Here is a 17,221-nt window from a genome sequence, read left to right as displayed (position 1 = left end):
GGTGACTTCAGCTCTCTTTCTGCTTCAGGGCCTCGGCGAGGCTCGGCGCCTCCCGGTCCCGCTGGGACATCGAGGTGACCGGCAGCGGCCACGGAATGGCGAGCTCCGGGTCGTCGAAGGCGATCGTCACGTCCTCGGCCGGATCGTGCGGGCGGTCGATCCGGTACGAGGTGTCGGCGGTCTCGGTCAGCGCCTGGAAGCCGTGCGCGCACCCTGCCGGGATGTACAGGGTCACCTGCGTCTCGCCGGACAGCTCGAAGGAGGCCCGGTTGCGGTAGGTCGGCGAGTCGGGCCGCAGGTCCACGACGACGTCGAAGATCCTCCCGTACGAGCAGCGCACCAGCTTGGCCTCACCGGCACCCGAGCGCAGATGCAGGCCGCGCAGCACACCCCGGGCCGAGCGGGACATGCTGTCCTGGATGAAGCCGTCCGGGTCGAGGCCCACCGAGCGGACCACGTCGGCGTCGAAGGTGCGGCAGAAGAAGCCGCGTTCGTCGGCGTACGGCGTCGGCGTGAAGAGGTACGCGCCGGTGATCTCAGGAACTTCGGTCGCCTTCATGAAGCCTTCCGCAGGGCGTGGGTGTGGGCGTGGGTGTGGTCGGTGGCCGGGAACAGGGCCGCGGTCAAGGCGGTGAACTGCTGCTCGACCTGCCGGGCGGCGACCAGGTTCCGCTCGGTGAGGGTCCTCCGCAGCTCCGCCGATCGCTGCTCCAGCTCCCGGAACTGCTCGAGCAGCCGGTCGGCGTCGAGCTCGCGAGCCGGATGGCAGTACGCGCCCAGACCCATCCGGTCCATGAGCGCGTCGCTCTTCGCCGCATAGCTGAGGGCGAGCGTCGGCGTGCCGGCCTTCAGCGCGCAGATCAGGTTGTGGTACCGGGTCGCCACCACGGTGTCGGCCGCCGCCGTCTCCTTCATCAGGTCTTCCAGTGAGCTCGCCTCGGCAGCGGTGACCAGCGGCGAGTCCACCGCTTCGAGGATCGCGGCGACCACCGGCGCATCGCACGCGTCGCCGGTGAGCAGCCGGACCTGCCTGCCGTCCTCGACCAGCGCGCGGACGAACCGGATCGTCCCGTCGAGGTAGCGCCGGTGGATCTCCTCGGCCCGCGCCCGGTCGTCGTTGCCGCCGTGGAAGTCCATGACGCCGACGCAGACCAGGCCCGGTGACTCGATCGCCTGTGGCGCCGGCAGGGCGAAGGCGAGGTCCGGGTGGACCTCGTCGCGCGCGGTGTCCACGCCCATCGCCCGCATCGCATCGCGGGACAGCACGTCCCGGTACGAGCGGTACGCGGCCAGCCGCGCCGACCAGCGCACCAGGGCCCGGGTCGGCCGGTCGCCGATCGCGGCGGCGCCGACGCCGACCAGCGCCACCCGGGTGCCGAACATCCGGCCGCTCGCGCAGAGCAGGAACAGCGAGTACGGGAAGCCCCACGGCCGCAGCGGCAGCGTGGCCTCCAGGACGCCCATGCCCGGCACGATCACCACCTCGTGCCGACGCACCCAGGCAGCGGTGCGGAAGACGTCGAGGAGCTTGCCCAGGCCCTTGCCCGCGATCGCGCCCGCCCGCGACGCGGTCCGGTACTCCCCGCGGTACCAGTGCAGCCGCGTCGCGGGGATCGCGTACCGGGTCGCGACGGCCTCGGGCCCGCCGCACAGCGCGTCCACGACCGCCTCCGGGTGTGCGGCGCGGAGGTACCCGAGGACGGCCTCGAGCGACCCGTCGTTGCCGAGGTTGCCGGAGCCGAGCAGGCCGAACACCCCGACGCGCACCGGAGTTCCGCCCGCGGACGTCATGCCTGCCTCCCCTCGCGGCCGGCGACGAGGGCGTCGACGGAGACGGTGAACAGGGCAGGGTCGACCGGGGTGCGGTCCTCGACCCGCTCGCCGGCGTCGCCCGGCCCGACCCGGCTCGTCATCCACGCGGCCAGGTGGCGGTGGCACGCGCGCCGGTCGGCCGACGACAGCGGCGCCCGCCCGATCGCCGCGACGAAGCCCCAGACGTACTCGGCGAGCAGCCGGGGCGTCGGGTGCAGCAGGCCCGCCCGGCGCGGGTCCAGGTTGACGCACCGGGAGCGCTTGGAGGGGTTCGCCCGCTCGGCGCGGGTGGGGTGGTCGCGGCGGAAGTAGAGCAGCTCCGGCACCTGGTGGAAGGGCCCGTGCAGGGTGATCTCGGCGACGAAGGTGCGGTCCGCGTGGTGATAGCTGTCGTGCGGCTTCACCCGGCGCAGCACGTCGGCCCGCATCACCCCGTAGAAGTCGTCGCCGCCGGGCTCGAACAGCATGCTGCGGAAGCGCTCCGGCGCGTGCGGCGAGCCGGTGGCGAGCGTGTAGTCGTAGGGGACCTTCACCTTGCCGCCCTCGTCGATGACCGCCTGGTCGGCGTGGGCGAGGACGACGTCCGGCCGTTCGTCCAGCGCCTGAACGCAGCGCCGCAGCAGGTCGCGGGCGTACAGGTCGTCGTGCGAGGCCCATTTGAACAGCTCGCCGCGGCACTGGGTGAACACGTAGTTGTGGTTCGGGGCGGCGCCGATGTTCCGGGGCAGCCGGATGTACCGGATGCGTGAGTCCTGCGCGGCGTACTTCCGGCAGATCTCCTGCGTCGCGTCGGCCGAGGCGTTGTCGGAGATGACCAGCTCGAAGTCCTCGTAGGTCTGGCCGAGCAGGGCGTCGAGCGACTCGGCCAGGTACTCCTCGCCGTTGTAGACGGGCAGGCCGATACTCAGCCTGGGTTGGGCGGTCATGGTGTCCTCACTTCGGGAATGGGATGGTGGTGGCGCTCGCGCAGGGCGGACCGCAGCTGCAGCCACCACACGGCCGAGGCGCAGACGGTCGCGGCGGCGACGCCCCAGGCCGAGCCGATCGTGCCCGCGACGGCCGCCCCGCCGAGCCCGCCGCCGACGTAGCAGGCGGAGGCGAACAGCTGGCAGCGCAGGCTGCGCCGGGCCGCGGTGAGCGCGCGCAGCCCGGCCGCCGCGCCGGTGCCGAGGCCGGCGCCCGCGACACCGAGCGTGGCCGGCACGATGAGTTCGGAGGCGGACTGCCAGACGCCGCCGAGCACCAGCTCGCCGGCCCGGTCCGGCACCAGCAGCAGCGCCGCGCCCCAGAGCAGTGCGGCGGCGGCCTGCCCGCCGCCGAGCAGGAAGCAGAACCTGGCGAGGCGGTCCGGGGCCTGCCGCAGCACCCGCGCCGCCTCTGCGACGGTGACCAGTGACAGCCCCATCAGCAGGGCGAGGAACGGGCCGAGCAGCAGCTCCGCGCCCCGGACCGCACCCACCGCGCCGACCCCGACGATCGCGCCGAGCCCGTACGCCCGCAGCTGGCTCGCGCCGCTGAGGCTGACGTTCTCGACCAGGTACCGGTAGCCGAGATCGCGCTGCTCGCGAAGCCACCCGGGCGCCCCGGCCAGCCGGGGCAGGATGCCCGACTGGAGGCAGCCGTACGCCGCGGCCACCGCGGCGGTAGCGCCCCAGGCGAGCACGAAGGCGGCCACGCTGCCCACGCGGGCCGCCACCAGCATGGCCGGGACGAGTGCGATGCCCCCCAGGAGGTCGTTGGCGAACGCCTTCCGCCCGGTGCCCGCGGCGAAGAACGAGTACCGCCAGGCGTCCTGCAGCAGCAGCGCCGGCAGGACGACGCCAAGGCAGGCGAACGCAGCTCCCACCCGGCCGCCGAGGCCGAGCCCGATCAGCAGACACACCGAGCCGAGGGCGGCACCGACACCGAGCGAGGCACCCGAGGCCCGGGCCGCCGCCGCGCGCCAGGAGGCCTCCGGCACCCCGCTGAAGCGGACCACGAGCGGGTCGGTGGACAGCCCGCGGGCGACGTTGAGCACCACGCCGTAGGTCAGCCAGGCCAGGCTGAACACGCCGAACGCGGTCAGCCCCAGCGAGCGTGCCACATAGAGCCCCACCGCGAAGTTGGTCATGCTGCAGACCGCCTGGTCGGCCAGTCCCCAGGACAGCCGGCCGACCATGGCCCGCTTGGCGGTGGGCCGGGCGGGCTCGGCCCGGTCCGCCGCGGTCGTCGGCTGCTCCTTCCCGGTGGGCATCCGCGTCATGCCTTGATCAACCCGGTACCGTGCAGGGCATCGGCCGCGGCGGCGACCGTGTCGAACGGCAGCCCGGACCGCTCGGCGACGTCCAGCAGACTGTGCTCGCCGTCGGAGAGGCTGAGCACCCAGAGCATGGCCATCTGGGCCTGCTTCGCGTCGCTGCGACCGCCGAGCGAGTCGTACAACCCGCGTCGGCCCAGCTGTGGTTCGCCGTAGGGGCTGAGGTTGAGGTACCGCCGGTTGCGGTCGAGCACGGCGAATGCCTCGCGGCAGACGGCGAGCGTGTCCGCCATCGCCTCCGGGGAGACGAAGTCCGGGTTGTCCGCCGAGGTGTGGTACTCGGGGTAGCCGGCGTACGGGGTCCGGCTGAGCGAGCCCACCCCGAGATCGAACCCGGGCGAGCAGAACTGCCGCTCGTCATAGCCGTACGGAGTGAACTCGGCGACACTGTGCGGGCGTTCGGAGGCAGCCAGCACATGCCGCAGCACCCGGTCGATCTCCGCATCGCCGCGCCTGCTCTGCTTGTACGTCAGCCGGCCCGAGTCGCCGGCGCAGGCCAGCACCAGCCCGTGCTTGACCCTTTCGATCCGCTCCGCATTGCGGGCCAGCCAGGTGATCGCCCCGATGGTGCCGGGCGCATAGATGAACCGGTAGGTGTAGTACGGGGTTTGCTCCGCCAGCGCCCGGGCCAGGAACGTCGCCACCGCGATCCCGGCCAGGTTGTCGTTGGCCAGCGACGGATGGCAGACATGGCAGGAGACGATCACCTCGTCGGCGACCTGCCCGGGGACCACGTGCTCGGCGTAGGTGAGATGGCCGTCCGCGAGCGTGGAGTCGATGCACACCTCGTACTCGCCGTCCGGCAGCGCGTCCAAGGTCTCCTGGGCCAGGCAGAACCCCCATTCCGGCGTGTAGTAGCTGGTGCGGTACGGCACCCAGCCCGGGTGCTCCGGCAAGGTGTGCAGATGTCCGCGTAGCTCGGACAGCGGCATGGTCCGCGACACCGGCACGCTGTAGCCGAGCACGTGCAGGCTGGACGCGGCGAAGTCGACGACCCGCCTTCCGGAGGCGTCGGCGACGTACGCGTCCCGGATGTTCCACTCCTGCGGCACCGTCCAGTCGAGCACCTGCGTCCCGGTCGGCACCTCGTGCACCTGCAGCGGAACGTACTCGCCGACGATCTCCAGGGTGGCGCGCACACCGTCCCCGGTGATGCTCCGGCAGAGCGGGTACAGCCGCTCCACCAGCGCGTGCATCTCCTCGCCCGCCGAGGTCATCGGCGCCACCGCAGGGTGTCGTCGACGGCGCCGGCCTCGGAGGCCTCGCGCAGCACGGCGAGGCGGGTGAAGCGCCGCTGGAAGTCCTCCCGGGTCAGCCCGTGTTTCCGGTAGGCCTCGGCGAGTTCCAGCGCGCCCCGCTGCACCGTCCACTCGCAGTCGAAGCCGGGCACCGCGGCGCGGAACCGGGAGAAGTCCACCCGGTACGACCGGGGATCGGCACCGGTCTCCCCGGTGATCACCACCTTCGCGCCGGCCACCGCCTCGGCGACCTGCTCGGCGATCTCGGCGACCGTGACGTTGTTGGTCTCGCTGCCGATGTTGAACGCCCGGTCGTGCACCGCTTCCCGCGGCGCGGTCAGCGCGGCGGCAAAGGCCCGTGCGATATCGGCGGCGTGCACCAGCGGACGCCAGGGGGTGCCGTCGGACAGCACCAGCACCTCGCCGGACAGGAGTGCGTGGCCCACCAGGTTGTTCAGCACGATGTCGGCGCGCAGCCGGGGCGAGTAGCCGAAGGCGGTGGCGTTGCGCATGAACACCGGGCTGAAGTCGCCGTCGGCCAGCGCGTGCAGGTCGTCCTCCACCCGCACCTTGGACTCCGCGTACGGCGTCACCGGACGCAGCGGGGCGTCCTCGGCCACCAGGTCGCCCCCGCCGGCAGCGCCGTAGACCGAGCACGTCGACGCGTACAGGAAGCGCCGCACCCCGGCCTCCTTGGCCAGCCGGGCCAGCCGTACGGAAGCGTGGTGGTTGATGTCGTAGGTGAGCTGCGGAGCCAGCGATCCCAGCGGGTCGTTGGAGAGCGCGGCCAGGTGGATCACCGCATCCACCCCGGCCACGTGCTCGGCCGTGATGTCGCGCAGGTCCACCCGGTGCCCGGGCGGGTCAGCGGGCTGCGGGCCCAGCAGGCAGTCGGCGAACAGGCCGGAGTCGAGGCCGACCACCTCGTGTCCGGCGGCGGTGAGGACCGGGGCCATCACGGTGCCCAGGTAGCCCTGGTGCCCGGTCAGCAGTACGCGCAAGGTTCATTCCCCCAGATCGAGAGTGAGTTTGGTGACGGCGAACGCCTCGGCGTAGCGCGTCTGGCATTCGATACCGCGGATCCGGGCGAGGCCGAGGAAGGCCTCCCGGTCGTACCAGGGCCGGTGCCGCTGCGAGGGGTAGTGCTCCTGCAACAGCCGCACCTTCTGTTCGGCGGTCTCCGGCGACAGCGGCTGGTAGGCCGTCGGACGGCCGAGATCGCCGTCCCATTTGACGATCTCGTAGCCGAGGACGAGGTGGTCGCGGAAGGCGGTGGGCAGCAGCTGCGCCAGGCCGCGGTGGTCCTGGTGCGCGTCGTCGGTGCGCGGCGCCAGCAGCAGGTCCGGGTCGGTCTGCGTACGCAGCTCCTCGACCGCGGCCTTGGCCTCCTCCCAGTGCGCGGGCATCCGGCCGTCCGGCAGTTTGAGCACGGTCAGCCGCAGGTCGGCGCCCGGGCAGAAGGCGGCGAGCGCGGCCTGCTCCTCCGCCTCCCGCTCGGTGCCGCCGCCGGAGAGCACCAGCGCGTCGATACGGATACCCGGCCGCGCACGGCACAGCGTCAGCAGGGTGCCGCCGGCGCCGATGGCGATGTCGTCGCAGTGCGCCCCCACCGCGGCGATCCGGTCCAGGCGCCCGGAGCCGAGCCGGATCACGCCCTCGCTCCGGCGCTCGAGCGGTCCCGCTCCCACACGGCCCACGGGCGGTCGCCCATGGTGTAGGCGGCGTCGAGTGCGGCCCGCTCCTTCACGGTGTCGGTCGGCTTCCAGAAGCCGCGGTGCTGGTGCGCCACCAGCCTTCCCTGCTTGGCCAGTTGGGCACATCCGTCGGCGACCAGGTCACCGTTCTCGGGTATGTGGTCGAAGACCTCCTGGCGGAGCACGAAGTAGCCGCCGTTCTCCCACAGCGGCATGTCGCTCACCGCGGTGATGCCCCCCACCAGGCCGTTCTCGCCGAGCTCCACACAGTGGAACGAGGACTGCGGCGGCACCACCATCATCGACGCCCCGGCGTCGCGCCGGGAGAAGGAGTCGATCATCTCCGGCAGCGGGGCGTCGGTCAGCACGTCGGCGTAGTTGGCGAGGAACATCTCGTCGCCGTCCAGGTGGTGCCGCACCCGGCGCAGCCGCTCCCCGATCGGCGACTCAATGCCGGTCTGCACAAAGGTGATCGTCCAGGAGGCGATGTCGGTGGACAGTAATTCGGTCCGCCCGCCCCGCAGTACGAAGTCGTTGGACGTGGTCTCCTCGTAGTTGAGGAAGAAGTCCTTGATGTGGTGGGCCCCGTACCCGAGGCACAGGATGAACTCCGTGTGCCCGAAGTGCGCGTAGTAGCGCATCACATGCCAGATCAGCGGCCGGGGGCCGACCATCGCCATCGGCTTGGGCACGTCGTCGGAGGTTCCGTTGCGCATGCGCATCCCGTAACCGCCGCAGAACAGGACGACCTTCATCGGGTGACCTCCACAATGCTCAGTTCCGGAATGGGAAAGACCAGCCGGCCGCCCCAGTCGTGCACGAAGGACAGCTGCTCGATCAGCTCGGCCCGCAGGTTCCACGGGAGGACGAGCACATAGTCCGGTTTGTCCGCGGCGATCTGCTCGGGCGGCAGGATCGGGATCCGGGTCCCGGGGGTGAACCGGCCGTGCTTGTAGGGGTTGCGGTCGACCGTGTAGCGGAGCAGGTCGGGCCGGATGCCGCAGTGGTTGAGCAGGGTGTTGCCCTTGCCCGGGGCGCCGTAGCCGACGACCGTCTCGCCGCGCTCGGCCGCCTCGACGAGGAACTTCAGGAGGTCCCGGCGCACCTTGGCCACCCGGGCGGAGAACTCGGTGTACCCGGACAGGTCCTGCAGCCCGGCGGCCCTCTCCCGGTCCAGCACCTCCGCCACCCGCCGGGACGGCTCGCCGGCCACCTCGGCCGGCCGGGCCCACAGCCGGATGGAGCCGCCGTGCGTGGGCAGCAGCTCGACGTCCACCAGGGCGAGTCCGCCGCTGGCCAGCGCCCGGATCGCGGAGGCGACCGTGTAGTACTGGAAGTGCTCGTGGTAGATCGTGTCGTACTGGTTCTCCTCGATCAGGGTCAGCAGGTGCTGCACCTCGATGGAGACCCAGCCGTCGTCGGCGACCAGGGCGCGCAGCCCCCGGGTGAAGCCGACCACGTCGGGGATGTGCGCGTACACGTTGTTGGCCGCGACCAGGTCCGCCGGGCCGTGCTCGGTGCGGACGGCCGCGCCGGTGTCCGGGTCCAGGAACTCCGTCAGCGTGGGCACACCCGCCTCCCGCGCCGCCGCGCCGACGTTCACCGACGGCTCGATGCCCAGGCAGCGGATCCCCCGCTCCACCATGTGCCGCAGCAGGTAGCCGTCGTTGCTCGCGACCTCGACCACGAAGGAGTCGGGGCCGAGGCCCAGCCGCTGCACGCTGTCGGCGACGAACGTCCGCGCGTGCTCCACCCAGGAGGTCGAGTAGGAGGAGAAGTACGCGTACTGCGTGAAGGTCTCCTCCGGGGTGATCAGCGGGGGGATCTGCGCGAGCCAGCAGTCGGTGCACACCCGCAGGTGCAGCGGGTACGTCGGCTCGGGCCGGTCCAGTTGGTCCGCGGCGAGGAAGCTCTCGCACGGCGGGGTCGCCCCCAGATCGGCGACGCTCGCCAGCTTCGCCGAACCGCAGAGTCGGCACTGTGTCATCTACTGCCCCCATCCCTGCCCGCGCGGGTGCCCCGTCGCGAGCCAGCGTTTCCATTGCCTTCTGGCGGCGGGCCGTCCCCGCCGCCGGACCGCCCCGCGATTGCGGTGCGGTACCCCTCCACCAGGCGCTCCAGCCCGACGGCCGGGCTGAACCCGGCCTCGTAGCGGAGTCGGGCCGCCCGGCCCATCTCCCGGTTCCCGGCCGGGTCGGCCGCGATCCGGCGTATGCAGGACGCGAGCGAGGCGGGCTCGCCCGGCCGGTGCAGCAGTCCGGTCACCCCGTCCTCGACGAGTTCGACGAAGGCGCCGTGACCGGCGGCGACGGCCGGGACCCCGGCCGCCATCGCCTCCACGACCACCAGGCCGAACGCCTCCAGCCAGGTCGAGGGAGCCACCACGGCCACCGACCGCGCGACGGCCTTCCGGCTCTCCGCCGCGTCGTACAGGCCGACGTACCGCACGTCGTCCCGGCCCGCCGCCCAGGCGGTCACCTCCCGCTCCAGTGGCCCCGCACCGGCGACCACGAGCGGTACGCCCACACCGCCGCCGGCGGCGATCTCGTCCCACGCGGCCATGAGCAGCCGTACGCCCTTGGCCTCCGCGAGCCGGCCGAGATAGAGCAGATGCGCGCCGGCGCCCGCTCGGCGTTCGCCCGGGTCGGGCACGAAGTTGTGCTTCACCGCCAGCCGCTCGGCCGGCATGCCGGACCGCACCAGTACCTCGCGCTGCGCACCGGAGATGCAGAAGAACCGCTCCACTCCGGACCACCACCGCCGCCGGTTGACCGACAGGCTGACCGCGAGCGGTACCGTCGCCAGCCGGGAGTTCCGGTAGCAGCCGTGCCGGACGGCGGGCAGCGGCGCCGACCCCACGCACTCGGTGCACGGCCGGCCGTCCCGCTGCAGGGTGCCGGGCGGGCAGACCTGGGTGTAGTTGTGCAGGGTGGCCACAGCGGGCACCCCGGCGTCGGCGCAGGCGGCCAGCACCGCGGGCGACAGCAGCGGGAACACGTTGTGGACGTGCACCACATCCGGCCGGTCGGCGCGGAGCCGCGCGGCGAGCTCCGAGCGGACCGCCGGGTTCCATGGCACCAGCAGCGGCAGTGCGGCCTTGCCCAGCAGGGACCGGGCGGCGATGTCGTCGCTGCGCCGCTCGAACAGCTCGACCCGGTGGCCGGCGTCGCGCAGCAGCGCCACCTCCTGGTCGACGACCTTGTTCTCCCCGCTCGGCTGCGCCGAGGCGTAGCGGTTGTGCACCACAAGTACGTGCATGCTCAGGTCACCTCCGATGTCCGGGCGCGTTGCGGTAAGAGGGGAGTGGCCGCGGCAGGGGCCGCCAGCAGTGAGGCGGCCACGGTCAGATGCAGCAGGTACGGCGAGGCGTCGCCCAGACCGGCCTCGGTGTACGACGCGATCGCGCAGTAGCTGATCAGGAAGATCGCGCAGGCTCTCGGCAGGGAGGGCGGGCGCAGCAGGGCGACGCCGCCCAGCACGAGGATGACCGCGGCCACGATGGCGGTGCCGGTCAGGCCCTGCTCGTGGTAAACGGCCAGCCAGCTGTTGTCGATCGGCAGCCCGCCGAAGGACTTGTCGCCCAGGCCCGAGCCGAACAGCTGCTCCGAGGCCGTCCGGGGGGCTGCCAGCAGGGCGTCCCAGACCTTGGCCCGACCGGTGAGGTTGGAGAAGTTCTCCTTGCTCTGCCCGCGCAGGAACCACGCCTGTAGCGCGGAGTTGAACGCCACCGCGGCCACCGTGGCGCACAGCACCGACCAGGCGAAGAACCGGCGGGCGGCGGCGCTGGTCAGGACCAGCGAGCCGATCGCCAGCACCAGCCCGATGAGCAGGCCGAGCGTGGCCGTCCGGGTATGGGTCAGCGCGAGCAGGACGAGGGCCGGCACGATGACCACCGCCGCGCTGCGCCTGTCGGTCTGCCGGCCCAGCAGGAGCAGCACGGTGAGTCCGGTGATCACCGCGGCGTACTGTCCGATCTGCGGCGGGGTGAGCGGCCACAACGCGCCGACCAGCCGGCCGCCGTAGAGCTCGGGCATGGCCGCGCCCGGTGAGATGAGCAGGCCGGCGGCCACCGAGGCGAGCACCGCGAAGTACAGCCGGATGTGGTGCCGGACGAACGTCGGGCTGCCGTCCCACCAGCGGCTGAGCAGCCACAGCGTACCGACGAAGAGAGCCAGCCGGGTGCAGCGGAACAGCGCACCGAACCCGGACTCCAGGTTCGCGCTGGAGATCACGCTCGGCACCAGCAGCAGGGTGAGCAGGAGCAGGAAGGCGCTGGCTCGGATGCGCAGCCGGAGATTGAGGGCGAGCGCCAGCGCGAACGCGGCGACCAGCGCGCCCATGGTGACCATCTGGATGAGGGAGCGGGGCAGCGGGACGATGGTCTTCGCCCCGGTGGAGCCGAGCGTGTTGAGGATCAGCAGCCCCCAGACGATCCCGACGGTCTTCGACGTGCGGTCCGCGCCCATCTCAACCACCGGCCCGTGGCTGGAAGGTGCTGCCCGCGTCCTGCTGGTACGGCGTGCCCTGCCACTGCCCGAAGTCGAGTTCCCGGCTCGGGTCGTGGGCGACGAAGCTCCACGGTCCGAGGTAGACGTTGTCGTGCCAGCGGTTCTGCTGCTCGTGGGTGATCGCCTCGGCCACCGGTTCGCCCTTGTACGGCGACCAGTCCGGATAGGTGCCGTAGTTGGCCAGCACCGCCATGCGACCGCACTTCACCGTGCACCCGATGACGGACGGGTCCAGCACGAAGCGGTTGCTGTGGATGTCCACCCGCTGGGTTTTCCACCGGCAGTCGGCGTAGAGCGGTGCGGTGGCTATCGCCGGCTGTGCGCAGCGGTCGGTGGTCTTCACCAGCATCGTGCAGTCACCGGAGGAGGTGTTGGCCGGGCTGTTGCAGAACCGGTCGGCGTTCTCCCACAGGGTGATCCCGGACCAGTTGTTCTCCAGCACGTTCCGGTAGACCTCGATCTTGTCCGTGCGGGCTGGGATCCGTGGTTCGCCGCCGGACTCGGACAGGTAGACGGTCGCGAACGGGAAGTTGTCGCCCTGGTCGGCCTTCCTGCGGCCCTCGACCCAGTTGTTCCGCCGGATCGTGTTCGTCCGGATGACCGCGTTGTAGCTGGTCTCGTAGATGAGCGCGGCACCGTCGTTGGCCTCGAGCACGTTCTCCTCGATGCGGAAGTCGTTGTTGTTGGTGTCCGCCCACAGGCCGGGTCCGCGGTTGTCGTGCACCCAGTTGCCGCGTACGTCGGCTCCGTTGACGGCCCAGAACTTGACGCCGCCGGTGCAGCCGCAGCCCGGCCGCTGCCGCTCCCAGTCGTCGGTGTTGTTGGCCGCGATCTCGTTGCCCTCGACCACCAGGTCGCTGATGGGGTCGCCGGACTTGTACGCGTTCAGGCCGTACTGTCCGTTGCCGCGCAGGCAGCTGGCGCGGACCCGCTGGCGGGCACCGGCCATCAGCCCGGCGCCGGAGTTGTTCTGGATCGTCGCGTGCTCGATCACCCACCCGTCGGCCGAATCATGGTTGACCACACCCTCGTTCTGCGGCGCGACGAAACCCTGCACGGTCAGGTGGCGGATGGTGACGTTGCCGGCGGTGCCGCCGAACGCGTACTGGTTGGTCTTCCAGCCGTCGAGCACCGCGCCCGGCGCGCCGAGATAGCTGTTCCCCTCCTTGGGGATGATCTGGGCATAGCGGTCCGATTCGAGCCGGTGCGTCCCCGGTCGAAGCCAGAACGTGGTGTTCGGGGGGCTGCTCTTGGTCTTCGCAGCCAGGTCACCGACCACCGCGGGGTCGACCGTCACCGCGCCCGCCGGCGCCGTCGCCGGCCCGGGCGCGGGCTTGTCGCACACCCGGGCCACGGCCGTGTTGGGCGCCCCGGACGCGGATGTGGACGGCGCACCGGACGGCTTCGCCGGGGCGTCCGAGCCGCTCGTGCAGCCGGTGGCCGCCAGCAGGACCAGCGCCGGCAGTGCCGTCGGCAACGCCCAGTGCCCCATCTTGATCCCCACGCGCCCCCCTAGCCGCGGAACCTGAGCACGGTGGTGAACTCCCCCGACAGCGCAGTGCCGTCGGCGAAGCCGGTGCCGACCAGCGCGGTGGCGGGTTCCTTGCGCCCGAAGCCCGCGGAGTACCAGCCCAGCGGCGGTTCGGTCTCGCCGCGGTGCGCCCGCCAGGACAGCTGCCCGGGCAGGTCGAGCACCGCGGAGCGGTCCTCGCCGTCCCGGGTCCAGGTGAGCACCGCCCGGTTCCCCACCAGGTCCGCGGAGATCGCCGGGCCGAGGTGGAACGCCAGGCGTACGGCCCCGGGACCGCCGCGCACCTCGTCGACCAACCGCAGCTCCTGGCTCGCGGCGGTCAGCTCCACCCGACGGCGGTGCACGGCAGGCTGGTAACCGTCGTGCTCGGCGCACCAGCGGGCCACACCCGCACCGGAGGTGTCCGCGACCAGCACGCGGCTGCGGGCATGCCGGGTCCACAGGAACGGGCCGCCGGAGACGGACTGGTCACCGCCGTCCCATTGCAGGGTGTTGTGGCCGAGGGTCGACCGGAAGTACTGCCGCCACTCGGGCTGCCCGTGGTAGCAGTACGTCCCCGGGTCGGCGAGCACATCGACCCCGTCGTGCCGGACCTCCACGGACAGGGCGTCCGCGTGGGCATGTGCGGCGATGGACAGGAACCCGTGCGGACCACCGTCGCAGCGGCACCAGATCTCGCCCGGACCGCGCAGGATGGTGAGTCCTGCGTCCGCGAAGTGGGCCGGTCGGCTTGCCGGGCGGGTCACGGCCGGTGCAGTGGGCCGGATGAGCGCAGCCAGCAGCGGGGTGCGCACATCGGTGCCGGTCACCGCCGGCCACCAGTCGAGCCGGCCGAATACGGCGTCCCCGGTGGCCAGCAGCGAGGCCCAACGGTCGGTGCCCGCGCCGTCCACGATCAGACCGTGCCCGTCGTCCGCGTCCCCCTGCCGCGGTGGCCGTAACCGGTTGTCCACGACGGCCGCGAGCGCGTCCGTCATCCGCAGCAGCACCAGCCGGACCGACCCGGGGACCGGCACGCCTGCGGCATCCGCCTCAGCCACCGCGGCCAGGCCGAGCTCCAGCACGAGTCCGTGGTACTCGGTTGCCAACTCGCGGTTGAGGCCGGAGGGGAAGGTGTTGCTGCGCAGCTGCCGCTCCAGCGACCGCAGCGCGCCGGCCCGCCAGCGCGCCGAGGAGGGGAACCACCCGAACGCGCAGGCTGCGGCGAACTGCCCGGCAGCCTCGGCGATGACATGGTTGTTCGCCGAAGACCCCCGGCTGGGGAAGGCGGCCAGCCAGCGCTGGTGGTGCCAGATCTGACTCACCGCCACCGGGTTGGCCTCGAACAGCCCGGCCACGCCCGGCCAGCCGTCGAGCAGCCGGCGGATCCACACCCAGGACAGCAGCCGGATGCCCAGCTCGATGCCGCTGATCCAGTGCACGCCGCGCAGCGGTGGGTTGGCCGCCCACCACGACCGCAGGTGCGCGGCCACGCGCTCGGCGTACTGCTCGTCCCCGGTGATCGCGTAGGCGGCGGCGAGGACGGTGAGGTAATGGTGCCGGGACAGCTCCCAGATCTGCTTGACGTCCCCGACCGCGTCCTCGTTCCGGTACGGCACGTCGAAGGCGTAACCGGACGGAGCCCGGCGCCCGGTCTTCGGGTCGTACCACCAGTCCGGGTCGACCAGGTCGTCGCGGTCCACCCCGAAAAACTCGGCCTGCCCGGCCATCAGCCGGTCCGCCTCGGCGATGAGACGTTTCGCGGCGTCCGGCGGCACTGCGGCGATCGCCTCGGCAGGCAGGACCGCGGTGAACCGGGCGCCGGTCACGCTCGGTGAGGCCGGCCGCGCCGACCGCCACCGCCGCCTGCGCACCGCGTCGCCCACCCGGCCGCCGACCTCCCGCGGTCCCATCCGGGACAGCCGCCGCAGGTACCAGCCCGCGCTCATGCTCATCGGGCCCTCGCCAACGTCACCGGCGCGCCGCCGGCCAGGCCGGCCTGTACGGCGAGGGTGGCCGCCGTGGTGGCGACCAGCGACTCCAGCGGCACCGGCATCGGGCCGCCGGTCCGCACGGCCTTGATGAACGCGGCCAGTTCGGCGTTCTGCCCCTTGTCCCGGGCCTTGGGCAGCCGCGAGCTGACCCACCGCTTGCGGCGGTCGTCGTACACCGAGGCACGGACGAAGTCGTCGAGCTTCAGCACCTTGCCGTCTGCGATCAGGTCCAGCGTCTCCTTGGGGAAGCCGGGGGAGCCGGTGGTGACGTAGCCGATGGTGGCGGTGGACCCGTCCAGGTAGCGCAGTACAACCTGCAGGTCCTCCTGGCCGGAGGTGCCGGTCGCGTACACCGAGACCGGGTCGGCGTCGAGCAGCCAGCTCGCCGTGTCGATGAAGTGTCCGCCCTCGCCGGCGAACCGCGTGCCCTCGGTGCCGCTCCGGAGGTACCAGCTGCCGTGCCCGAGCGTGCCGGCATTGACCAGGTAGCGCAGGCTCGCCGGACCGGTCCGGGCGCCGAAGCGCTGCTTGGCCTCCCGCAGCAGCGGCGCGAACCGGCGGTTGAAGCCCACCTGCAGCCGGTCGTTGCCGGACTCCTCCACCGCCGCGAGCACACCGGCCAGCTCGTCCTCGGTGAGGGCCAGGGGCTTCTCCACGAACACCGTCTTGCCGGCGAGCAGCGCCTTCCGGGTCAGTTCGGCGTGCGAGCTGTGCCGGGTGACCACGAACACCGCGTCGATCGACGGGTCGCCGAGCACGGCGTCGAGATCGGTGGTCGCCCGGGCGAAGCCGAACTTCCGCTGCGCGTTGGCCGCGGACAGCGCCGTCGTGGTGACGACCGTCGACAACGCGACGCCGTCCCGCTCCGCCAGGTGCGGCAGCAGCATCGACGTTGCGTAGTTCCCCGCGCCGACGAACGCCAACCGCACCGGCGCCGTGGCGGACCGGGCCGGGGCGGACACCTTGCCGCCGCGTCGCACCGCGGGCACCGCAACCGCCGGGGCCTCCGCCTCCCCGTCCTCCGCGTGTTCGGCGTACCGGAACAGCACGGCCACGGCCTTCAGCTCGCCGTCCTTCAGGCTCTGGTACGTCTTGACGGCATCGTCGAAGTCGGCGATGTGGGAGATCAGGGGCTCCACATCGATGCTGCCGCGGGCGTGGAGATCGAGGAAGCAGGCCAGGTTGCGGCGCTCGGTCCAGCGCACATAGCCGATCGGGTAGTCCCGCCCCTCCAGCTCGTACTCCGGGTCGTAGCGCCCGGGGCCGTAACTGCGGGAGAACCGGACGTCGAGCTCTTTCTCGTAGTACGCGTTCCACGGCAGGTCCAGGCGGCACTTGCCGATGTCGACGACCCGGCCGCGGTCCCGGCACAGCCGGGCGGCCAGTTCGACGGGCTGGTTGCTGCCGCCACCGGCCGCCAGGTACACCTGGTCCACGCCATGACCGTCGGTGAGCTCGGCGACGGCGGATTCCACGGCCGCGGACGAGGGATCGCCGCAGGCAGCGGCGCCCAGGCGCTCGGCGAGCTCGCAGCGCACCGGGTCGGGGTCGGCCCCGACGACGCGGACTCCCGAGGCGGCCAGCAGCTGCACCACCAGCTGCCCGATCAGCCCGAGGCCGATGACCAGCGCCACCTCGCCGAGCTGCGGTTCGCCTTGGCGGACACCCTGTAACGCGATCGACCCGACGGTACCGAAGGCAGCGTGCTGTGGCGCGAGGCCGTCCGGCACCCGGGCGTAGAGGTTCTTTGGCACCCAGTTCAGCTCGGCATGCAAGGCGTGCTCATTGCCGGCGCAGGCCACCAGGTCGCCGACCGCCACGTCATCGATCCCGGCGCCGACCTGCTCGACCACCCCGCACAGCGAGTAGCCCAGCGGCGTATAGGAGTCCAGCTTGCCCATCACCTTGCGGTAGGTGGCGGGCAGCCCGTTGGTGGCCACGCTCTGCATGACCTTGGCCACCTGGTCCGGCCGGGAGCGGGCCTTGCCGAGCATCGACATGCCGGCCTCGGACACCTTCATCAGCTCGGTTCCGGTGGATATCAGCGAGTAGGCGGTGCGGACCAGCACACCACCCGGCTTGCATCCCGGTACCGGCACGTCGAGCACCGCCAGCTCGCCGCTCTTGTAGTTCTGCACGACCTGTTTCACCCGAACTCCTGTTTTTCTA

The 17,221-nt window shown here is 72.1% G+C and carries 14 protein-coding genes; all 14 read right to left on the bottom strand.

The window, feature by feature from the left end; translation table 11 throughout:
• Window positions 1-7: 7 nt before the first annotated feature.
• From rfbC to ABT123_RS16435, 14 genes are read right to left on the bottom strand one after another with little or no spacing between them, the layout of a single operon-like run.
• On the bottom strand, window positions 8-559 hold the full coding sequence (gene rfbC / locus ABT123_RS16500) for a dTDP-4-dehydrorhamnose 3,5-epimerase (protein ID WP_351314228.1): 552 nt from the start codon (window positions 557-559) through the stop codon (window positions 8-10).
• On the bottom strand, window positions 556-1,791 hold the full coding sequence (locus tag ABT123_RS16495; protein WP_351314225.1) for a polysaccharide pyruvyl transferase family protein: 1,236 nt from the start codon (window positions 1,789-1,791) through the stop codon (window positions 556-558). The genes rfbC and ABT123_RS16495 overlap by 4 nt, the downstream gene beginning before the upstream one ends.
• Window positions 1,788-2,738 carry a glycosyltransferase family 2 protein gene (locus tag ABT123_RS16490; protein ID WP_351314222.1) on the bottom strand — a complete coding sequence of 317 codons (951 nt, stop codon included), beginning with the start codon at window positions 2,736-2,738 and terminating at the stop codon, window positions 1,788-1,790. The genes ABT123_RS16495 and ABT123_RS16490 overlap by 4 nt, the downstream gene beginning before the upstream one ends.
• Complete coding sequence (locus ABT123_RS16485) at window positions 2,735-4,054, bottom strand: MATE family efflux transporter (RefSeq protein WP_351314219.1); 1,320 nt, start codon at window positions 4,052-4,054, stop codon at window positions 2,735-2,737. The genes ABT123_RS16490 and ABT123_RS16485 overlap by 4 nt, the downstream gene beginning before the upstream one ends.
• Window positions 4,051-5,325, bottom strand: coding sequence for a DUF4910 domain-containing protein (locus ABT123_RS16480; RefSeq protein ID WP_502970973.1), 1,275 nt, complete (start codon window positions 5,323-5,325; stop codon window positions 4,051-4,053). Before ABT123_RS16480 ends, ABT123_RS16485 begins: the two co-directional genes overlap by 4 nt.
• A complete protein-coding gene (locus tag ABT123_RS16475) occupies window positions 5,322-6,347 on the bottom strand; it encodes an NAD-dependent epimerase/dehydratase family protein (RefSeq protein ID WP_351314213.1) in 1,026 nt (341 codons plus the stop codon). The genes ABT123_RS16480 and ABT123_RS16475 overlap by 4 nt, the downstream gene beginning before the upstream one ends.
• 3 nt (window positions 6,348-6,350) lie before the next feature.
• The gene (locus tag ABT123_RS16470) at window positions 6,351-6,998 is read right to left on the bottom strand and encodes a PIG-L deacetylase family protein (protein WP_351314211.1); all 648 of its coding nucleotides are present in this window, start codon (window positions 6,996-6,998) and stop codon (window positions 6,351-6,353) included.
• Window positions 6,995-7,795 (bottom strand): glycosyltransferase family protein, encoded by an 801-nt coding sequence (locus tag ABT123_RS16465; protein WP_351314208.1) that lies wholly within the window; start codon window positions 7,793-7,795, stop codon window positions 6,995-6,997. The genes ABT123_RS16470 and ABT123_RS16465 overlap by 4 nt, the downstream gene beginning before the upstream one ends.
• The gene (locus ABT123_RS16460; RefSeq protein WP_351314205.1) at window positions 7,792-9,027 is read right to left on the bottom strand and encodes a class I SAM-dependent methyltransferase; all 1,236 of its coding nucleotides are present in this window, start codon (window positions 9,025-9,027) and stop codon (window positions 7,792-7,794) included. Before ABT123_RS16460 ends, ABT123_RS16465 begins: the two co-directional genes overlap by 4 nt.
• Entirely contained in the window at window positions 9,024-10,298 is a 1,275-nt protein-coding gene (locus ABT123_RS16455; protein WP_351314202.1) for a glycosyltransferase, read from the bottom strand. Before ABT123_RS16455 ends, ABT123_RS16460 begins: the two co-directional genes overlap by 4 nt.
• Window positions 10,299-10,300: 2 nt before the next feature.
• Entirely contained in the window at window positions 10,301-11,506 is a 1,206-nt protein-coding gene (locus ABT123_RS16450) for an O-antigen ligase domain-containing protein (protein ID WP_351314371.1), read from the bottom strand.
• A gap of 1 nt (window position 11,507) precedes the next feature.
• Window positions 11,508-13,052, bottom strand: a complete 1,545-nt coding sequence (locus tag ABT123_RS16445) for a right-handed parallel beta-helix repeat-containing protein (protein WP_502970972.1) — start codon at window positions 13,050-13,052, stop codon at window positions 11,508-11,510.
• Between the two features lie 8 nt (window positions 13,053-13,060).
• Window positions 13,061-15,013, bottom strand: a complete 1,953-nt coding sequence (locus tag ABT123_RS16440) for a heparinase II/III family protein (protein ID WP_351314199.1) — start codon at window positions 15,011-15,013, stop codon at window positions 13,061-13,063.
• Window positions 15,010-17,202: a bi-domain-containing oxidoreductase gene (locus tag ABT123_RS16435; RefSeq protein WP_351314196.1), complete on the bottom strand. Its 2,193-nt coding sequence runs from the start codon at window positions 17,200-17,202 to the stop codon at window positions 15,010-15,012. Before ABT123_RS16435 ends, ABT123_RS16440 begins: the two co-directional genes overlap by 4 nt.
• Window positions 17,203-17,221: the final 19 nt, after the last annotated feature.

Origin of the sequence: Streptomyces sp. NPDC002054, from assembly GCF_040296685.1 — a bacterium.
Classification (GTDB): Bacteria; Actinomycetota; Actinomycetes; order Streptomycetales; family Streptomycetaceae; genus Streptomyces.
Note: the sequence above shows the minus strand (reverse complement) of the source record. Positions and strands in the feature narration are given on the sequence as shown.

Coding starts and splice junctions, on each gene's coding strand:
- rfbC (WP_351314228.1), bottom strand. CDS start 559: ATGAAGGCGACCGAAGTTCCTGAGATCACCGGCGCGTACCTCTTCACG.
- ABT123_RS16495 (WP_351314225.1), bottom strand. CDS start 1,791: ATGACGTCCGCGGGCGGAACTCCGGTGCGCGTCGGGGTGTTCGGCCTG.
- ABT123_RS16480 (WP_502970973.1), bottom strand. CDS start 5,325: ATGACCTCGGCGGGCGAGGAGATGCACGCGCTGGTGGAGCGGCTGTAC.
- ABT123_RS16455 (WP_351314202.1), bottom strand. CDS start 10,298: ATGCACGTACTTGTGGTGCACAACCGCTACGCCTCGGCGCAGCCGAGC.
- ABT123_RS16460 (WP_351314205.1), bottom strand. CDS start 9,027: ATGACACAGTGCCGACTCTGCGGTTCGGCGAAGCTGGCGAGCGTCGCC.
- ABT123_RS16490 (WP_351314222.1), bottom strand. CDS start 2,738: ATGACCGCCCAACCCAGGCTGAGTATCGGCCTGCCCGTCTACAACGGC.
- ABT123_RS16465 (WP_351314208.1), bottom strand. CDS start 7,795: ATGAAGGTCGTCCTGTTCTGCGGCGGTTACGGGATGCGCATGCGCAAC.
- ABT123_RS16485 (WP_351314219.1), bottom strand. CDS start 4,054: ATGACGCGGATGCCCACCGGGAAGGAGCAGCCGACGACCGCGGCGGAC.
- ABT123_RS16450 (WP_351314371.1), bottom strand. CDS start 11,506: ATGGGCGCGGACCGCACGTCGAAGACCGTCGGGATCGTCTGGGGGCTG.
- ABT123_RS16440 (WP_351314199.1), bottom strand. CDS start 15,013: ATGAGCATGAGCGCGGGCTGGTACCTGCGGCGGCTGTCCCGGATGGGA.